Source organism: Catenulispora subtropica, assembly GCF_039531675.1.
In the GTDB taxonomy this organism is placed as follows: domain Bacteria; phylum Actinomycetota; class Actinomycetes; order Streptomycetales; family Catenulisporaceae; genus Catenulispora; species Catenulispora subtropica.
In genome coordinates this window covers 33651-49517 of sequence record NZ_BAAAQM010000015.1, presented here as the reverse complement: position 1 = coordinate 49517, position 15867 = coordinate 33651, and the positions used below count along the sequence as shown (strand labels likewise).

Here is a 15867-nt window from a genome sequence, read left to right as displayed (position 1 = left end):
GTCTCACCCCGCCCTCCGCGCGATGTCGACCATGTGACGCATGACCGGCACGGGGAGGGCGGGGTTCCTCGCGGCGGCATAAGCGCTCGTCTCATCAAGCAACGCCGCTACGTGTGCCGCGGGGGACAGGCGCGGATGTAGGAGTGCCTCGGCCCGGACGAACGGATCCGGATCGCCGGCGAGCCGGTCGACCAGATCGGCGTCCGCGGCCTCGTCGCTGAGTGCCAGGATCCGCAGGTGGGGGTCGGGGTCGTCGGCGTGGTGGAGGAGGCCGGTCTTCGGGAAGTTCGGGTGGCTCCGTGGCGGGTCGGCTGGTGGCAGACCCCGCGGCCACCGGTTCCAGACGTCGAGCAGGACGTCGGGCGGGGTGTCGTCGCAGGACCCGGCCAGGATGACCGGTATGGCGGGGTCATGGTCGCGCAGAAGCATCTCCAGAACGTCCGGGGGCAGGTATCTGGCGTGCGCCACGCTGCGGCGGACCGCCGGGTTGGGGGACGTGGCGAGTTGGCGCATGGCGTCGGCGTTGTCATGCAGCGCGGCGATCCACCATGGGCACTGTGTGGCGAGCCCGGGGTGGGGTTCGGGGACCTGCGCCGCCCACTCCGCGATCTCGGCGGGGGTCGAGGGCGGTACGGCGTCATCGAAACACGTGTGCTCGGCTCGCCGACGTTCCGCGAACGCGCGTCCCGCCTCGTCGTCGAAGGAGGCGATCAGCCGGTCCCACTGGTCCGGGGTGAGATGGCCATGTTCGGCCGCGGCGAGCCGCACCTTGAGGTTCGGATGGGTGAGTGCGGCGTCCCGCGCTGCGGCGGGGAGGTCGTGGCGGGCCAGGGGAGTGAACCGGTAGTGCCCTTCGACCCCGTCGAACAGCTCGATGATGAGCTCGGCCGGAGCGTTTCGGTTGTAGCTCAGCGCGCTCACCCACTGTGCTGATGCCTTCGGAGTGGCATCCTCCAGCGCGGCCCAGTCGGACCAGCCGGTCCAATCGGCCCAGTCGGACCAGCCGGTCCAGTCGGCCAAGTCGGACCAGCCGGCCCAGACTCCGTCCCCCCGCTCCATTCCCCCTACCAGCCCCGCTCCCGCCACTCCACCAGGTGGGGCCGCTCCGCTCCGAGCGTCGTGTCCTTCCCGTGGCCCGGGTACACCCATGTCTCGTCCGGCAGCCGGTCGAAGATCTTCACCACCACGCCGTCGTACAACGAGGTGAACTTCTCCGGGTCCTTCCAGGTGTTACCCACACCGCCCGGGAACAGGCAGTCGCCGGTGAACAGGTGCGGGATGCCCGTGGGGTCCCGGTACAGCAGTGCGATCGACCCCGGCGTGTGGCCGACCAGGTGGATCGCCTCCAGCTCGATGTCCCCGACGCGGACCCTGTCCCCGTCGTCGACCGCGTTCGCCGTCGGGACCGGGATGCCGTCGGCGTCCTCGCGGCCCGCGTACGTCGTCGCGCCGGTGGCCGCGACGACGTCGCCCAGGGCCTGCCAGTGGTCACCGTGCTGGTGGGTGGTGATCACCGCGTCCAGGCGGTCGCCGGTCAGGGTGAGCAGGGTGGCCGGGTCGGCGGCGGCGTCGATCAGGACGCGGGTGCCGGTGGCCTTGCTCTCCAGCAGATACGCGTTGTTGTCGAAGGGGCCGACCGAGACCTTCGTGACCGTGAGCGCGGGCAAGTCGCGGACGGCCGCGGGGCCGCCGGAGGTGACGTCGCCGGTGTAGTCAGACATCTTCTTTTCCCTCCCAGAAGTACTACGCCTGTAGTCCAAGGGCTTTGCGCTCGGCGCCGAGGGTGCTGTCGTCGCCGTGTGCGGGGTACACCCACGTCTCGTCCGGCAGGTCTGCCAGCGGGCCCGTCATCAGGTCCAGCGGCGCCGGTCCGTGCGGTTCCTTGCCGGACAGGCAGTCTCCGGTGAACAGGTGCGGGTGCCCCTTCGGGTCGTCGTACAGCAGTGCCACCGCGCCCGGGGCGTCGCCGGCCAGGTGGAGTGCGGTCACCAGGGAGCGGCCGATCCGGATCTCGTCGCCGTCGAGTAGCGGCACCGCGGTGGGCACCTCGATCGCGCCGGCGTCGTACGCGCCCGCCATCGTCACCGCGCCGGTGGCCGCCGCCACCTCGGCCAGGGCCCGCCAGTGGTCGCGGTGCCGGTGCGTGGTGACGACGGCCGCCAGGGAGCCGTTGACCAGCTGGACCAGCTTCGGGGCGTCGTCGGCGGCGTCCACCAGCACCTGGTCGCCGGTGAGCCGGTCGCGCAGCAGGTAGCAGTTGGTGGCCGCGGGGCCGACGGCGATCTTGGTGATGATCAGCGAGGCGAGTTCGTGGACGGCCGGCGGGCCGCCGACGTGGACGGAGCCGTGGTAGGTCATGTCCGGGTGCTCCTTGCGAGGTGGCGCTTACTAGGGACGGTAAGGGCTCAGCCCCAGGACGGCAGCTTCGGCAGCGGTCCCCGGCCGCCCTCGGGCAGTTCCGCCACCAGTCCGTCGCCCGAGGCCCGGCCGAGCAGCCACGCCAGCAGCGCCCGCTTCGGCCCGCGCACCGTCAGCACCGACGCGTCGTCCGCGTCCGCCTTGACCCCGTAGACCTCGTCCTCCTCCTCGGCGTCCAGCCGCAGCGGCGGGAAGTCCTCGTCCTCGGCGGCGCCGGCCACGGTCTTGGCGAACCAGTCGTCGGTGAACGCGTCCGACCAGTGCGCCGGTGTGAAGTCCGCGTCCAGGTCCACGTGGTGGATGACGACCTCGCCCAGCCGCTTGCCGGGTACCAGGTACGCCGGGTACGGCTCGGCGCCCGGCGTCCGGTGCACCGGCGTGCCCCAGCCCTCGGCCGACGCCGCCGCCGCGTACGCTTTGGCGAACCGTGCCGCCGACTCCCGCAGGTCGGCGAGCTGTTCGGCGGCACCGCGGGAAGAACCGGCCTCGATGTCGGCGTTGCGCTTGTCATCGGACGGGTACATCGGCGTGACCTCGCCGGTGGCCGCGGTGTTGAGCAGGTTGGCCAGACCGTCGGCGTTGCGGGCGATGTGGGTCAGCACGTGTCCCCGCGTCCAGCCCGGGCACAGGGACGGCCCGCGCAGATCCTCGTCGGTGAGGTCGGCGGCGGTCAGCAGCAGGTGCGCGGTGGCGTCGGAGATCTGCGCGAGCTCGGCGGCGGCGTCGAAGGAGGCGGGCACGGGGGTGGAGGATTCGGTCACGGCGGTAACTCTTCCGCACTGGACTCGCATCTGCCACACCAATCGCTTCCAGACACCGGCGGCGGGGACGGAGACGAGGGCTTGGACCTGCGAACACAGTGAAAACCAGAACTTGTCGGAGCCCCCGTCTAGCATCAGTGCGAGTCATGTCTTCAGGAAGGTTTCACTAGTGGATCGGCTGATCGTCCGCGGCGCGCGGGAGCACAACCTCAAGGACGTCTCCGTGGACCTCCCTCGGGACGCCCTGATCGTGTTCACCGGCTTGTCCGGCTCGGGCAAGTCCTCGCTGGCGTTCGACACGATCTTCGCCGAGGGCCAGCGGCGCTACGTCGAGTCGCTATCGGCCTACGCCCGCCAGTTCCTCGGGCAGATGGACAAGCCCGACGTCGACTTCATCGAGGGCCTGTCCCCGGCGGTGTCGATCGACCAGAAGTCGACCTCGAAGAACCCGCGCTCCACGGTCGGCACCATCACCGAGGTCTACGACTACCTGCGTCTGCTCTACGCCCGCGCCGGCCGCCCGCACTGCCCGGTCTGCGGCCGCCCGATCGCCCGGCAGAGCCCGCAGCAGATCGTGGACCGGGTGCTCGAGCTGGACGAGGGCACCCGGTTCCAGGTGCTGGCGCCGGTGGTGCGCGAGCGCAAGGGCGAGTACGTCGACCTGTTCAACGAGCTCCAGGCCAAGGGCTACAGCCGGGCCCGGGTCGACGGCGTCGTGGTGCAGCTCACCGAGCCGCCGACGCTGAAGAAGCAGGAGAAGCACTCCATCGAGGTGGTCGTGGACCGCCTGGCGGTGAAGGCCTCGGCCAAGCGCCGGCTCACCGACTCGGTGGAGACCGCGCTGCAGCTCGGCGGCGGCATGATCACCCTGGAGTTCGTCGACCTGCCGGACGACGACCCGAACCGCGAGCGCATGTACTCCGAGCACCTGTACTGCGTCTACGACGACCTGTCCTTCGAGGAGCTGGAGCCGCGCTCGTTCTCCTTCAACTCGCCCTTCGGCGCCTGCCCGACCTGCTCGGGCCTGGGCGTGAAGATGGAGGTCGACCCGGAGCTGATCATCCCGGACCCGTCGAAGACCCTGCATGAGGGCGCGATCGTGGCCTGGGGTGCGGCGGCGATGGGCGCGGAGTACTTCGCCCACATCTTGGAGGGCCTCGGCGAAGTCCTCGGCTTCGACATGCACACGCCGTGGGAGCAGCTGCCGGCGAAGATCCAGAAGGTGATCCTGGGGGGCTACTCGAAGAAGTACACGGTGCGCCGTGTCAACAAGTACGGCCGCGAGCGTAGCTGGGAGGCCCGGTACGAGGGCGTGGTCCCGTGGGTCACCCGTCGCTACGCCGAGGCCGAGACCGACTCCGCCCGCGACCGGCACGCCGGCTTCATGCGCGAGGTGCCCTGCGAGGCCTGCGACGGCACCCGCCTCAAGCCGGTGATCCGCGCCGTCACCCTCGGCGGCGAGCGCAGCGAGGGCGGCCTGTCCATCGACCAGGTCGCCGCGCTGCCGGTCGGGGAGTGCGCGCAGTACCTGCGCGACCTGAAGCTCACCGACCGCGAGGCGCAGATCGCCGCCCGGGTGCTCAAGGAGGTCAACGAGCGCCTGCAGTTCCTGGTCGACGTGGGCCTGGACTACCTGTCGCTGGACCGCGCCAGCGCCACCCTGGCCGGCGGCGAGGCCCAGCGCATCCGGCTGGCCACCCAGATCGGCTCGGGCCTGACCGGTGTGCTCTACGTGCTCGACGAGCCGTCCATCGGCCTGCACCAGCGCGACAACCACCGGCTGATCGAGACCCTGATCCGGCTGCGCGACCTCGGCAACACGCTGATCGTGGTGGAGCACGACGAGGACACCATCGCCATCGCCGACTGGGTGGTCGACATCGGCCCCGGCGCCGGCGAGCACGGCGGCCAGGTCGTGGTCTCCGGCACCGTCGAGGAGCTGCTGGCCTCCGAGGACTCGCTGACCGGCATGTACGTCTCCGGCCGCCGCCGGATCGAGATCCCGGCGCTGCGCCGGCCGATCGACAAGAAGCGGCAGCTGGTGGTGCGCGGCGCCCGCGAGAACAACCTGCGGGACATCGACGTGGCGTTCCCGCTCGGCGTGTTCGTCGCGGTCACCGGCGTCTCCGGCTCCGGCAAGTCGACGCTGGTCAACGACATCCTCTACACGACCCTGGCCCGCGAGCTGAACGGCGCCCGCGCGGTGCCCGGCCGGCACGTCCGGGTGGACGGCGTGGACCTGCTGGACAAGGTCGTGCACGTCGACCAGTCGCCGATCGGCCGCACCCCGCGTTCCAACCCGGCCACCTACACCGGCGTGTTCGACCACATCCGCAAGCTGTTCGCCAACACCACCGAGGCCAAGGTGCGCGGCTACCAGCCCGGCCGGTTCTCGTTCAACGTCAAGGGCGGCCGCTGCGAGAACTGCCAGGGCGACGGCACGATCAAGATCGAGATGAACTTCCTGCCGGACGTCTACGTCCCCTGCGAGGTGTGCCACGGCGCGCGCTACAACCGGGAGACGCTGGAGGTCCACTTCAAGGGCAAGAACATCGGCGAGGTCCTGGACATGCCGATCGAGGAGGCCGCGGAGTTCTTCGAGGCGGTGCCGGCGATCGCCCGGCACATGCAGACGCTGGTCGACGTGGGGCTGGGCTACGTGCGCCTGGGCCAGTCGGCGACCACGCTGTCCGGCGGCGAGGCGCAGCGCGTGAAGCTGGCCGCCGAGCTGAAGCGGCGGGCCACCGGCCGCACGGTCTACGTGCTCGACGAGCCGACCACCGGTCTGCACTTCGAGGACATCAACAAGCTGCTCGGCGTGCTGCAGCGGCTGGTGGACCAGGGCAACTCGGTGATCGTGATCGAGCACAACCTGGACGTCATCAAGACCGCGGACTGGATCGTCGACATGGGCCCGGAGGGCGGGCGCGGCGGCGGCACGGTGGTCGCCGAGGGCACGCCGGAGGACGTGGCGAAGGTGGAGGGCAGCCACACCGGCCGGTTCCTCGGGCCGATCCTGAGCGGGGAGGCGAACGCCGCCACCGCCGCGCTGACCGCCGCCCAGGAGCGCAAGCCGAAGGTCGCCAAGGCGATCGCGGCGGCCAAGAAGAGCAACGCGCCGAAGACGACGGCGACGGCGATGGCGACGACGGCGACGACGACCGCGAAGGCCGGGACCGCGGCCAAGAAGGCCCCGGCGAAGAAGGCCCCGGCGAAGAAGGCCGTGGCCAAGAAGTAACACGTTGTGAACGGCGGTTCGGGTCGACCCTCAGCGCGACGTCTTAGGCGGACATGATGGACTACTCCCCATGTCTGAAGAAGTCGAGGTCGAGGAGTCCGGTCCGGACCGCCGCTCCATCATGAAGGCGGCCGCTCTGGTCGCCGTCCCGGTCGCCGGCGTCGGCACCGTCGCGGCGTGTTCGTCCGGCGGGTCGGGCAAGTCCGCCGGGGGGAGCAGCGGCACGGTGTCCGTTCCGGCCTCCTCGGTGCCGGTGGGCGGCGGGTTCGTGGACGCCTCGAAGCTCGTCGTGGTGACGCAGCCCGCCGCCGGGACGTACAAGGCGTTCACCGCTGTGTGCACGCACCAGGGCTGCACCGTCAAGGAAGTGGTGGGCAACCAGATCCACTGCCCCTGCCACGGCTCGATCTTCAGCGCGCAGGACGGTTCCGTGCTGATGGGGCCCGCCACCGCGCCCCTGGCCGCGATGACCGCCACGGTCAACGGCGCGAACGTGGACGTCACCGGCACCGCCAAGGGTTGATGGCGGAATTGCTGAAGTATCACCCCTAAGGGCGAAGTTGTTGGACTAGACGGCGCTGGCGACCGCGTGTCGCGCCCCCGGGCGCGGCCGCGGATCCCCAGGGTGGGCTGGCGTGGGCAGGCCGCGCATCCCTACCTGCCGGGGGGTTCCCATTGCGCGACACCGGATCCACCGTCGACCCGCGCCCGGGGCGCCGGCTGCGCGCGCTGCGCGACGACCGGGGCTGGTCGCTGAGCCGCCTGGAACGCGAGACGCACTACTCGCGCGGATACCTCAGCCGGGTCGAGAACGGCCTGCAGCGCATGACCGAAGACCTGGCGCAGTCCTGCGACCGGGCCCTTGCTACCGACGGAGAGCTGCTCGCGGCGGTCCGCAGCGGGCTGGGGCAGGAGTGCCCGTATCCGGGGATGACGTCGTACTCCGAGGAGACGGCGCGGTGGTTCTTCGGGCGGGACGAGGCGGCGGCGCGGCTGCTGGCCGAGGTGCGGCGACAGCTGCGGCGGGGGCACGGGCTCTACGCCGTGGTCGCGCCCTCGGGCGCCGGGAAGACCTCGCTGTTGTGCGCCGGGCTCGTGCCCGCGTTGCGGGCGTCCGACGGAGCCCCGACGGTGCGCGTCACCAATCCCGGACCGGAGCCGGAGCTGCCCGGCGACGGGACCGATGTGCTGGTGGTGGACCAGTTCGAAGAAGTCTTCACGCAGTGCGACGACCCGAAGCGGCGGGAGGCGTTCGTCGAAGGGCTGTGCCGGCGGGCTCAGGACACTACCTGTGTCGTGCTCGGGATCCGGGTCGACTATCTGGGGCACTGTTTAGAGAATCCCCACCTGTTGCCTCTCCTGCAGGGGCATACATATCTACTTCCGCCGATGACCGACGCACAGGTACGGCAGGCGATCACCGGCCCCGCGGACAGCGTCGGCCTGGCTGTGGACCCCGATCTGCCGGAGCTGATCCTCAGGGATCTGCACGGCCGCAAGGGCGCGGTGAGCCTGCCGTTGCTGGCGGAGTGCCTGCACGGGATGTGGCACGACAAGCGAGGGCAACGCTTAGGGCTCGCGGAGTACAACGCGTCCGGCGGAGTCGGTGGAGCGTTGGCGAGGTCGGCGGACAAGGCTCTGGCAGATCTTGGCGCCGACGGATCGGCCATCGCGCGCCAGGTACTGCTCCAGCTGGTTCGTCTCGGAGATCGGCAGGACGACACACGTAGGCGGATCCCTTTAGCGATGCTGCTCGTCCGGACTGTCGGAGAGCCGGAGGCTGTGGACCGTGTCGTGGAGCACCTGATCGCCTCGCGGCTGGTGGTCGTGGACGACGAGCGGCGCGTCAGTCTCACGCACGAGGCGCTGCTGTGGGAGTGGCCGACGCTGCTCGCCTGGATCCGAGACGGCAAGGACGAGCTGCGGGACCGTCAGGAATTCGCGGACGCCGCCGCGCGATGGCTCCAGGGGGAGCGGGATCCGGGGCTGCTGGCGCGGGGCCGGTTGTGGGAACGGTCCGAAGGACGGTCGGCGCATCTGAGCCCTCTGGAACAGGACTTCTATGCGGCGTCGCGAGCGGCGCACCGGGCCGAGCAACGGGTACGGACCCGGCAACGGCGGCTGCGGGCGTCGCTGGCGGCGGCCTCGGCGGCGGCGCTGGTGGCCGTGGTGGTCGTGATCGGACAGCTGGGGCGGAACCAGGCGCTGGAGGACCAGGAGAACGCCGACCTGCTGGCCGCGCAGTCGGTGCGGGCCCTGCACACCCGGCCGGAGGCGGCGACGCGGATGGCGATCAGCGCGCTGCGGACGGCGGACAACCCGGCGACCCGGAGTGCGGTGCTCAGCGATCAGGCCACGGGGTTCCTGGGGCTGTTCCCATGCCACGGATACGCGGTGAACGCTTTGGCGTTCCGCGCGGACGGTGCGGAGGCGGCGTCCGCAGATGAGCACGGAGAAGTCTGGCGGTGGAACCCTGATACGCGGCGCGCGATCGGTGGGCCCCTAGAGTTCGGCGCGGCCGTGCACGCTGTCGCGTACAACCCTGTGTCAGGGGCGCTGGCTGTCGCGGCGGGGGATCAGGTCGCGGTCCTGTCGGCGCGCGGGGAGCGCCTCACCCTGCGCGGCCATACACGGGTGGTGCGCGCGGTCGCCTACAGCGCCGACGGCCGGTGGATCGCCACGGGAGGCGACGACGGAACCGCGCGGCTGTGGGACGCGGCATCGGGGGCCGAGGCCGGGGCGCCGATCGCGGTCGGGGACGGGAACGTCTACGCGGTCGCGTTCAGCCCGGACGGCAAGCTGCTGGCGACCGGAGGCGAGGACGGGAAGGCGGCCACGTGGAGGGCCGACGACCACAGCCGCGCAGCCGGGTTCGAAGGACACCACAACGACGCGATCCGCGCGGTGGCGTTCAGCCCCGACGGCGCCACCCTGGTCACCGGCGGCTGGGACGGGCTGACCGGCGTGTGGTCGGCGGCTACCGGGCGGTTCGTGACCGGACTGAGCGGCCACACCGACTCGGTGACCGCGGTCGCGTTCGACACTGACGGCCGGCTGCTCGCGACCGCGTCGCAGGACGACAAGGTCGACGTCTGGAACACGGCGACGTGGCGGCGGATCGCCTCGCTCGCCGGACACGCCGCCCCGATCAACAGCGTCGCGTTCCGGCCGAAGACCACAGGGACCACAGGGACCACAGGGACCACAAGGCCGGCGATCGGGTCGGCGGCCGGCCCGTCCGCCGCGCTCACCGCCGGCCCGCCCACCGAGACCTCCATCAGCCTGGCGACCGGCAGCGAAGACCACACCGTCGCCCTCTGGGACCTCACCGCCGGCGGCGCCGTCCACCGCGCGCCCGGCCAGCCCGCGTTCCACGGACTCGCCGCCGCCCGGGGCATGCTCGCCACCGCGGACGACGACGGCCGCGCCACACTGTGGAACGGGACCACGCTCAGCCGCCGGATCGGGGACGGCGCGGTCCCGGTCACCGCCGTCGCCCTCACCGCCGACGGCACCCGGCTGGCGACCGGCGGCCTCGACGGCTCCGTCGATCTCTGGGATCCGCGGACGGCCCAGCGCGTCGCGCGCATCGCCCCCGCCTCGGGGACCGAACGCACCAAGGTCACCGCACTCGCCTTCAGCCCCGACGGCGCACGGCTCGCCGCCGCCGGATACGACGGCACCCTGCGAAGCTGGGACGTGCGCGGAACCGCCCACCAGTTCCCCCTGATCTCCATCCCGCACCGCATCTTCTTCGCCGTGGCCTTCGAGCCCGACTCGCGAACGCTCGTCACCGGCAGCCAGGACGACACCGTCTCGTTCTGGGACGGCGACACCGGCGCGCGCCGGCAGACGCTCGGATCGTCGTTCGCCGACTCGGTCCTGTCGGTGGCGCTGAGCGGGCGGCGGCTCGTCGCCGGCGGACGGGACGGGACCGTGCGGCTCTGGGACGACCCGCAGGGCGCCGGTCTGCTGCTCGGGTACGCGGGGCAGGTCAGCGCCGCCGTGATCGCGCCCGACGGCGCGTCGGCCGCGACCGGCGACCGGGACGGCACCATCCGGTTGTGGGACCTGCGGGGGCGGCGGCTGCTGGCGACGCTGACCGGTCACGAGCTCGCGGTGTCCGGGCTCGCGTTCCCGGCGGCCGACCAGTTGGTCAGTGTGAGTGAGGACGGCACACTCCGGCGCTGGGACCTGCGGCCCGACCGTGTCAGCCGGCTGTTGCGGAGCCGGCTCGCGGACCGGGGGTGACCGCCGGTGAAGAAATGCCCTGCGATCAGGCCACCTTCAGGCGACTCCGGCCGGGGTCCGAGCCCGCCGATACCCCTAGTGATCGTGTCCGTCTCCTGAAGGAGCCCCCATGAACGCCCGCCGTATCCGTGCCGCCGCCCTAGCGCTGCTCGGCGCCTCGCTGCTCGGCGCCGGCCCCGCCGCGGCCGACACCGTGCAGACCACGCCGATGCAGCCCAGCTTCACCACCCGGATCGACACCTGCCGTGATTACGGCTCCTACCTCGGCACCGGCTTGCACCGGCTCGGCGGCGGCCAGAACGGCTGGGGCCAGAACCTCATCGTCATCGAGGTCTGCGGCGACGCGGCCAAGCACAGCGTCCGCAAGGTCACCGCCACCTACCTCAAGGTCGACGGGGCGCGCGCCGACGGGCTGCGCCTGCACTGGCGGTGGGCCGACGCCGGCGGCACCGTCCGGGGCGGGGGCGACGACGACCACGGCGCCTTCGGCCTGGACCCGCAGAGCCAGGCCGTCTACACCTGGACCTACAGCAAGCCGATCACCGCGCAGGACCCCGGCGCGCGGTGCCTGGTCGGCGTGCTGAGCCAGGCCATGACGCAGTACATCACCGAGCCGGTCTGCCCCTAGGTCCCGGCCGGGAGCCCACGCGGCCGGGACCTGTCCGCCCGGCCGCGTAGGCTTTCCTTGTGGCAGACCCGGCAACCTATCGCCCGAAGACCGGCGAGATCCCGACCTCGCCCGGCGTCTACAAGTTCCGCGACCCGCACGGCCGGGTGATCTACGTCGGCAAGGCCAAGAACCTGCGCTCCCGCCTGACGAGCTACTTCCAGGACTTGGCGAACCTGCACGTCCGCACACAGACCATGGTGACGACCGCGGCGAGCGTCGAGTGGACCGTGGTCGGCAACGAGGTCGAGGCGCTCCAGCTGGAGTACACCTGGATCAAGCAGTTCGAGCCGCGTTTCAACGTCAAGTACCGGGACGACAAGTCCTACCCCTCGCTGGCCGTCACGGTCGGCGAGGAGTACCCGCGCGCGCAGGTGATGCGCGGCCCCAAGCGGCCCGGCGTCCGCTACTTCGGCCCGTACTCCCACGCCTGGGCGATCCGCGAGACCCTGGACTCGCTGCTGCGCGTCTTCCCGATCCGTACCTGCTCCGGCGGCGTGTTCAAGCGCGCCGCGCAGACCGGGCGGCCGTGCCTGCTCGGCTACATCGGCAAGTGCTCCGCGCCGTGCGTGGGGCGGGTCAGCGCCGAGGAGCACCGGGAGATCGTCGACGACTTCGTGTCCTTCATGGGCGGGCGCACCGACCGGTTCATCAAGGGCCTCGAGGACGAGATGAAGGCCGCTGCGAAGGAGCTGGAGTTCGAGAAGGCGGCCCGGCTGCGGGACGACCTGCAGGCGCTCAAACAGACCTTGGAGAAGAACGCGGTCGTGCTCGGCGACGGAACCGACGCCGACGTGATCGCGCTGGCCGAGGATCCGCTGGAGGCCGCGGTCCAGGTGTTCCACGTGCGCGGCGGCCGGATCCGCGGCCAGCGCGGCTGGGTCGTGGACCGGGTCGAGGACGTCGACGCCGCCGGCCTCGTCGAGCACTTCCTGCAGCAGCTCTACGGCGCCGAGCAGGGCGAGCCGGGCGTGGACACGGAGACCGTCCCGCGCGAGATCCTGGTGCCGGAGCTGCCCGGCAACGCCGAGGCGATCACGGAGTGGCTCGCCGAGCGGCGGGGCGCGAAGGTCGAGATCCGGGTGCCCAGGCGCGGGGACAAGGCCGCGCTGATGGAGACCGTCGCGCAGAACGCGAAGCAGTCGCTGGCCCTGCACAAGACCCGCCGCGCCTCGGACCTCACCACCCGCTCGGTGGCGCTGCAGGAGCTGGCCGACGCGCTGGGCATGGACCAGGCGCCGCTGCGCATCGAGTGCTTCGACATCTCTCACCTGCAGGGCACGAACGTCGTCGCGTCCATGGTCGTGTTCGAGGACGGACTGCCGCGCAAGAGCGAGTACCGGCGCTTCACGATCAAGGGCGATCCCGAGCTCGGTGCCTCCAACGACGACGTGCGGAACATGCACGAGGTCATCAGCCGGCGGTTCAAGGCCTATCTGAAGGAGCAGGAAGAGGCGAAGCTGGTCGACGAGGAGACCGGCGAGCGCAAGAAGTTCGCCTACCCCCCGCAGCTGCTGGTGGTCGACGGCGGGCAGCCGCAGGTCGCGGCCGCCGCCGCGGCGCTGGCCGATCTGGAGATCAGCGACGTCACGCTGATCGGCCTGGCCAAGCGGCTGGAGGAGGTGTGGCTGCCGGACGACGACGACCCGATCCTGCTGCCGCGCAGCAGCGAGGGCCTGTACCTGCTGCAGCGGGTCCGGGACGAGGCGCACCGGTTCGGCATCGCCTTCCACCGCCAGAAGCGCTCCAAGTCGATGGTCGCCAGCGCCCTGGACGATGTGCCCGGTCTGGGGGAAGTGCGGCGTAAAGCCTTGTTGGCGCATTTCGGAACGTTGCGCAAACTGCGTGCGGCGTCGGTAGAGGAAATCTCCGAAGTACCTGGTATCGGGCCTGCGACGGCCCAGCAGATCCATGGAGCGCTGGCGGAGCTTCCGGCAAGTCGTGCGGTGAACGCCGCGACAGGTGAGATCCTGGAGGGGGGAGAGAGCGGGACCGGGCCGGACGAGGAGTGAGCGGGCGTGAGTGACGAGGACAGGCCGAGCGAGCGGGACGGCCGGGACGGCGGGATCCGCGGGGGCGACGTGCCCGCGGCCGAGGCGGTTCCGGAGCCCGTGGACGTCGCGGAGGTCGAGGACGTCCCGGACGCCCGGCACCGTCTGACCGTCGACGGCGGCGGCGAGGCCGGTGCCGGCGGCGCCGACCACGACGGTTCCGAGGGCACGGACGGCCCGCACGCCCCGGAGCTGGTCATCATCACCGGCATGTCCGGCGCCGGCCGCTCCACCGCCGCCAAGGTCTTCGAGGACCTGGGCTGGTACGTCGTCGACAACCTGGCGCCGACGCTGATCGCGCCCATGGTGGACCTGGTGATGCGCGAGTCCGGCGGCACCGACCGGCTGGCGTTCGTGGTCGACGTGCGCGGCCGCGCCTTCTTCGACACCCTGCGCAGCACCCTGGACGAGCTGGACTCGGCCGGCCTGAACCACCGCATCGTGTTCCTGGAGTCCGACGACGACGTGCTGGTCCGCCGCTACGAGGGCGTGCGCCGGCCGCACCCGCTGCAGGGCGAGGGCCGGGTCCTGGACGGCATCGCCCGCGAGCGCGAGCTGCTGCGCGAGCTGCGCGGCGAGGCCGACCTGGTGATCGACACCTCGGCCCGGAACGTGCACGAGCTGCGCACCGCCCTGGAGTCCGCCTTCGGCGACCCCGGCGAGGTCCCGCTGCGCGCCACCGTCATGAGCTTCGGCTTCAAGTACGGGCTGCCCGTCGACGCCGACCTGGTCGCGGATGTACGGTTCTTGCCAAACCCACACTGGGTCCCGGAGCTCCGTCCGCGCACGGGGCAGGACCCTGAGGTCAGCGGCTACGTGCTGTCCCAGCACGGCGCCAAGGAGTTCCTCGACCGCTACGCGGAGGTTCTGAACATCGTCACCGAGGGATACCGCCGCGAGGGCAAGCGTTACCTGACCCTGGCGATCGGCTGCACCGGCGGCAAGCACCGCAGCGTCGCGATGTCCGAGCAGATCGCCGCCCGGCTGTCCGCCGAGGGCGTGGACACCGTGGTGGTGCACCGCGACATGGGCCGCGAGTGACGGCGGAGGACCGGTCGGCGGGTCGCGCGCATCCCGACGGAGCGATGAGTGATGGCCTGCCTCGTCATTACTATGCTGAGCCGATGGCCGGTGGTGTGCCCGGGTCGGCAGCGCACGGGGTTCCGCGCCCGGCGGGTATGGACGTCTCCGCTCACGGCGGCCCGGCGGCCCCGTTCGCCGCGGCTCCGCCGCCCGGCGGCCACCCCTCGTATCAGCCGCACCCCTCATATCAGCCGCACCCTTCGCAGCAGCCACAGCCCTCGCACCAGCCCCATTCTTCGCAGCAGCCGCAACCCACGCAGCAGCCGGTCGGGAGCCGGCAGCCCATAGCCGGAGCCGTGGCCGCGGCCGCCGCGTGGCAGGCCCCCGCCGAGGACGCGCCGACGGTCGAGTTCAAGGCCTTCGCCGAGATCCCCGGCGGCGCGCCGGCGCCGCGGGTCGTCGCGCTCGGCGGCGGCCACGGCCTGTCCGCCACGCTGTCCGCGCTGCGGACCGTCACCGACGCGCTCACCGCGATCGTCACCGTCGCCGACAACGGCGGCTCCTCGGGGCGCATCCGCCGGGACCTCGGCGGCCTGCCGCCCGGCGACCTGCGGATGGCGCTGGCCGCGCTGTGCGGCGACGACGAGTGGGGCCGCACCTGGGCCGACGTGCTCCAGCACCGGTTCGGCGGACCGGCCGACGGCGGGCTGCACGGCCACGCGGTCGGCAACCTGCTCATCGCCGCGCTGTGGGAGCGGCTCGGCGATCCGGTCGGCGCCCTGGACTGGGTCGGGCGGCTGCTCGGCGCGCGCGGGCGGGTGCTGCCGATGTCGACGGTGCCGCTGGAGATCGAGGCGCTGGTGGCCGGCGCGGATCCGGCCGACCCCACCGGCACCGCCGTCATCCGCGGCCAGCACGAACTGGCCGTCACGCCGGGCCGGGTGCTGTCGGTGCGGCTGAGCCCGCAGCAGCCGCCGGCCGCGCCGGAGGCCGCCGCCGCGATCCGGGCCGCCGACTGGACGGTGCTGGGCCCCGGCTCCTGGTTCACCAGCGTCATCCCGCACCTGCTGGTCCCCGAGCTGGCCGCGGCGCTGGCCGAGACCCGGGCGCGCAAGGTGCTCGTCTTCAACCTCTCGCCGCAGCCCGGGGAGACCGACGGCTACTCCGCGGAGCAGCACCTGGAGGTGCTCGCCGACCACTGCCCCGGCCTGCGCCTGGATCTGGTCCTGGCCGACGAGATGTCCTGCGGGGCGCCGCGCGTCCACGGCCCGCTGGAGAAGGCCGCGGCGGCCCTCGGCGCGCACGTCGTGCTGGCCCCGCTGGCCGCGCCCTACCGCAGCGGGGACAAGAGCCCGCGGCACGATCACGCGCTGCTGGCGCAGGCGTTCCGCGGGGTGTTCGCCCGGGGCGAGGGAACCGCCCGTCCCTCCCGTCCGTCATAGTCCCCGGGGGCCCTCC

General features: G+C 71.9%; 11 protein-coding genes. 7 read left to right on the top strand and 4 right to left on the bottom strand.

Annotated features, from left to right (window positions below; genetic code table 11):
- Window positions 1–3: 3 nt before the first annotated feature.
- From ABD466_RS15085 to ABD466_RS15070, 4 genes are read right to left on the bottom strand one after another with little or no spacing between them, the layout of a single operon-like run.
- Window positions 4–1059 carry a hypothetical protein gene (locus ABD466_RS15085; RefSeq protein ID WP_344657659.1) on the bottom strand — a complete coding sequence of 352 codons (1056 nt, stop codon included), beginning with the start codon at window positions 1057–1059 and terminating at the stop codon, window positions 4–6.
- A gap of 5 nt (window positions 1060–1064) precedes the next feature.
- Window positions 1065–1721, bottom strand: a complete 657-nt coding sequence (locus tag ABD466_RS15080) for an MBL fold metallo-hydrolase (RefSeq protein ID WP_344657658.1) — start codon at window positions 1719–1721, stop codon at window positions 1065–1067.
- Window positions 1722–1743: 22 nt separating this feature from the next.
- Window positions 1744–2358, bottom strand: coding sequence for an MBL fold metallo-hydrolase (locus ABD466_RS15075; protein WP_344657657.1), 615 nt, complete (start codon window positions 2356–2358; stop codon window positions 1744–1746).
- A 47-nt stretch (window positions 2359–2405) separates the two neighbouring features.
- Entirely contained in the window at window positions 2406–3179 is a 774-nt protein-coding gene (locus tag ABD466_RS15070; protein ID WP_344657656.1) for a maleylpyruvate isomerase N-terminal domain-containing protein, read from the bottom strand.
- A gap of 169 nt (window positions 3180–3348) precedes the next feature.
- On the opposite strand from ABD466_RS15070, the gene uvrA reads away from it, so the two are divergent.
- The 7 genes from uvrA to ABD466_RS15035 all read left to right on the top strand — a co-directional run bounded on the left by uvrA (window position 3349) and on the right by ABD466_RS15035 (window position 15851).
- A complete protein-coding gene (uvrA, locus tag ABD466_RS15065) occupies window positions 3349–6417 on the top strand; it encodes an excinuclease ABC subunit UvrA (protein WP_344657655.1) in 3069 nt (1022 codons plus the stop codon).
- Between the two features lie 70 nt (window positions 6418–6487).
- Window positions 6488–6940, top strand: a complete 453-nt coding sequence (locus tag ABD466_RS15060; RefSeq protein ID WP_344657654.1) for a Rieske (2Fe-2S) protein — start codon at window positions 6488–6490, stop codon at window positions 6938–6940.
- Between the two features lie 152 nt (window positions 6941–7092).
- Complete coding sequence (locus tag ABD466_RS15055) at window positions 7093–10668, top strand: nSTAND1 domain-containing NTPase (RefSeq protein WP_344657653.1); 3576 nt, start codon at window positions 7093–7095, stop codon at window positions 10666–10668.
- 109 nt (window positions 10669–10777) lie between these two features.
- Window positions 10778–11296: a hypothetical protein gene (locus ABD466_RS15050; RefSeq protein WP_344657652.1), complete on the top strand. Its 519-nt coding sequence runs from the start codon at window positions 10778–10780 to the stop codon at window positions 11294–11296.
- Between the two features lie 59 nt (window positions 11297–11355).
- Window positions 11356–13347, top strand: a complete 1992-nt coding sequence (gene uvrC / locus ABD466_RS15045; protein WP_344657651.1) for an excinuclease ABC subunit UvrC — start codon at window positions 11356–11358, stop codon at window positions 13345–13347.
- Window positions 13348–13416: 69 nt separating this feature from the next.
- A complete protein-coding gene (gene rapZ, locus ABD466_RS15040) occupies window positions 13417–14427 on the top strand; it encodes an RNase adapter RapZ (RefSeq protein ID WP_425558655.1) in 1011 nt (336 codons plus the stop codon).
- An 83-nt stretch (window positions 14428–14510) separates the two neighbouring features.
- The gene (locus ABD466_RS15035) at window positions 14511–15851 is read left to right on the top strand and encodes a gluconeogenesis factor YvcK family protein (RefSeq protein WP_344657650.1); all 1341 of its coding nucleotides are present in this window, start codon (window positions 14511–14513) and stop codon (window positions 15849–15851) included.
- Window positions 15852–15867: the final 16 nt, after the last annotated feature.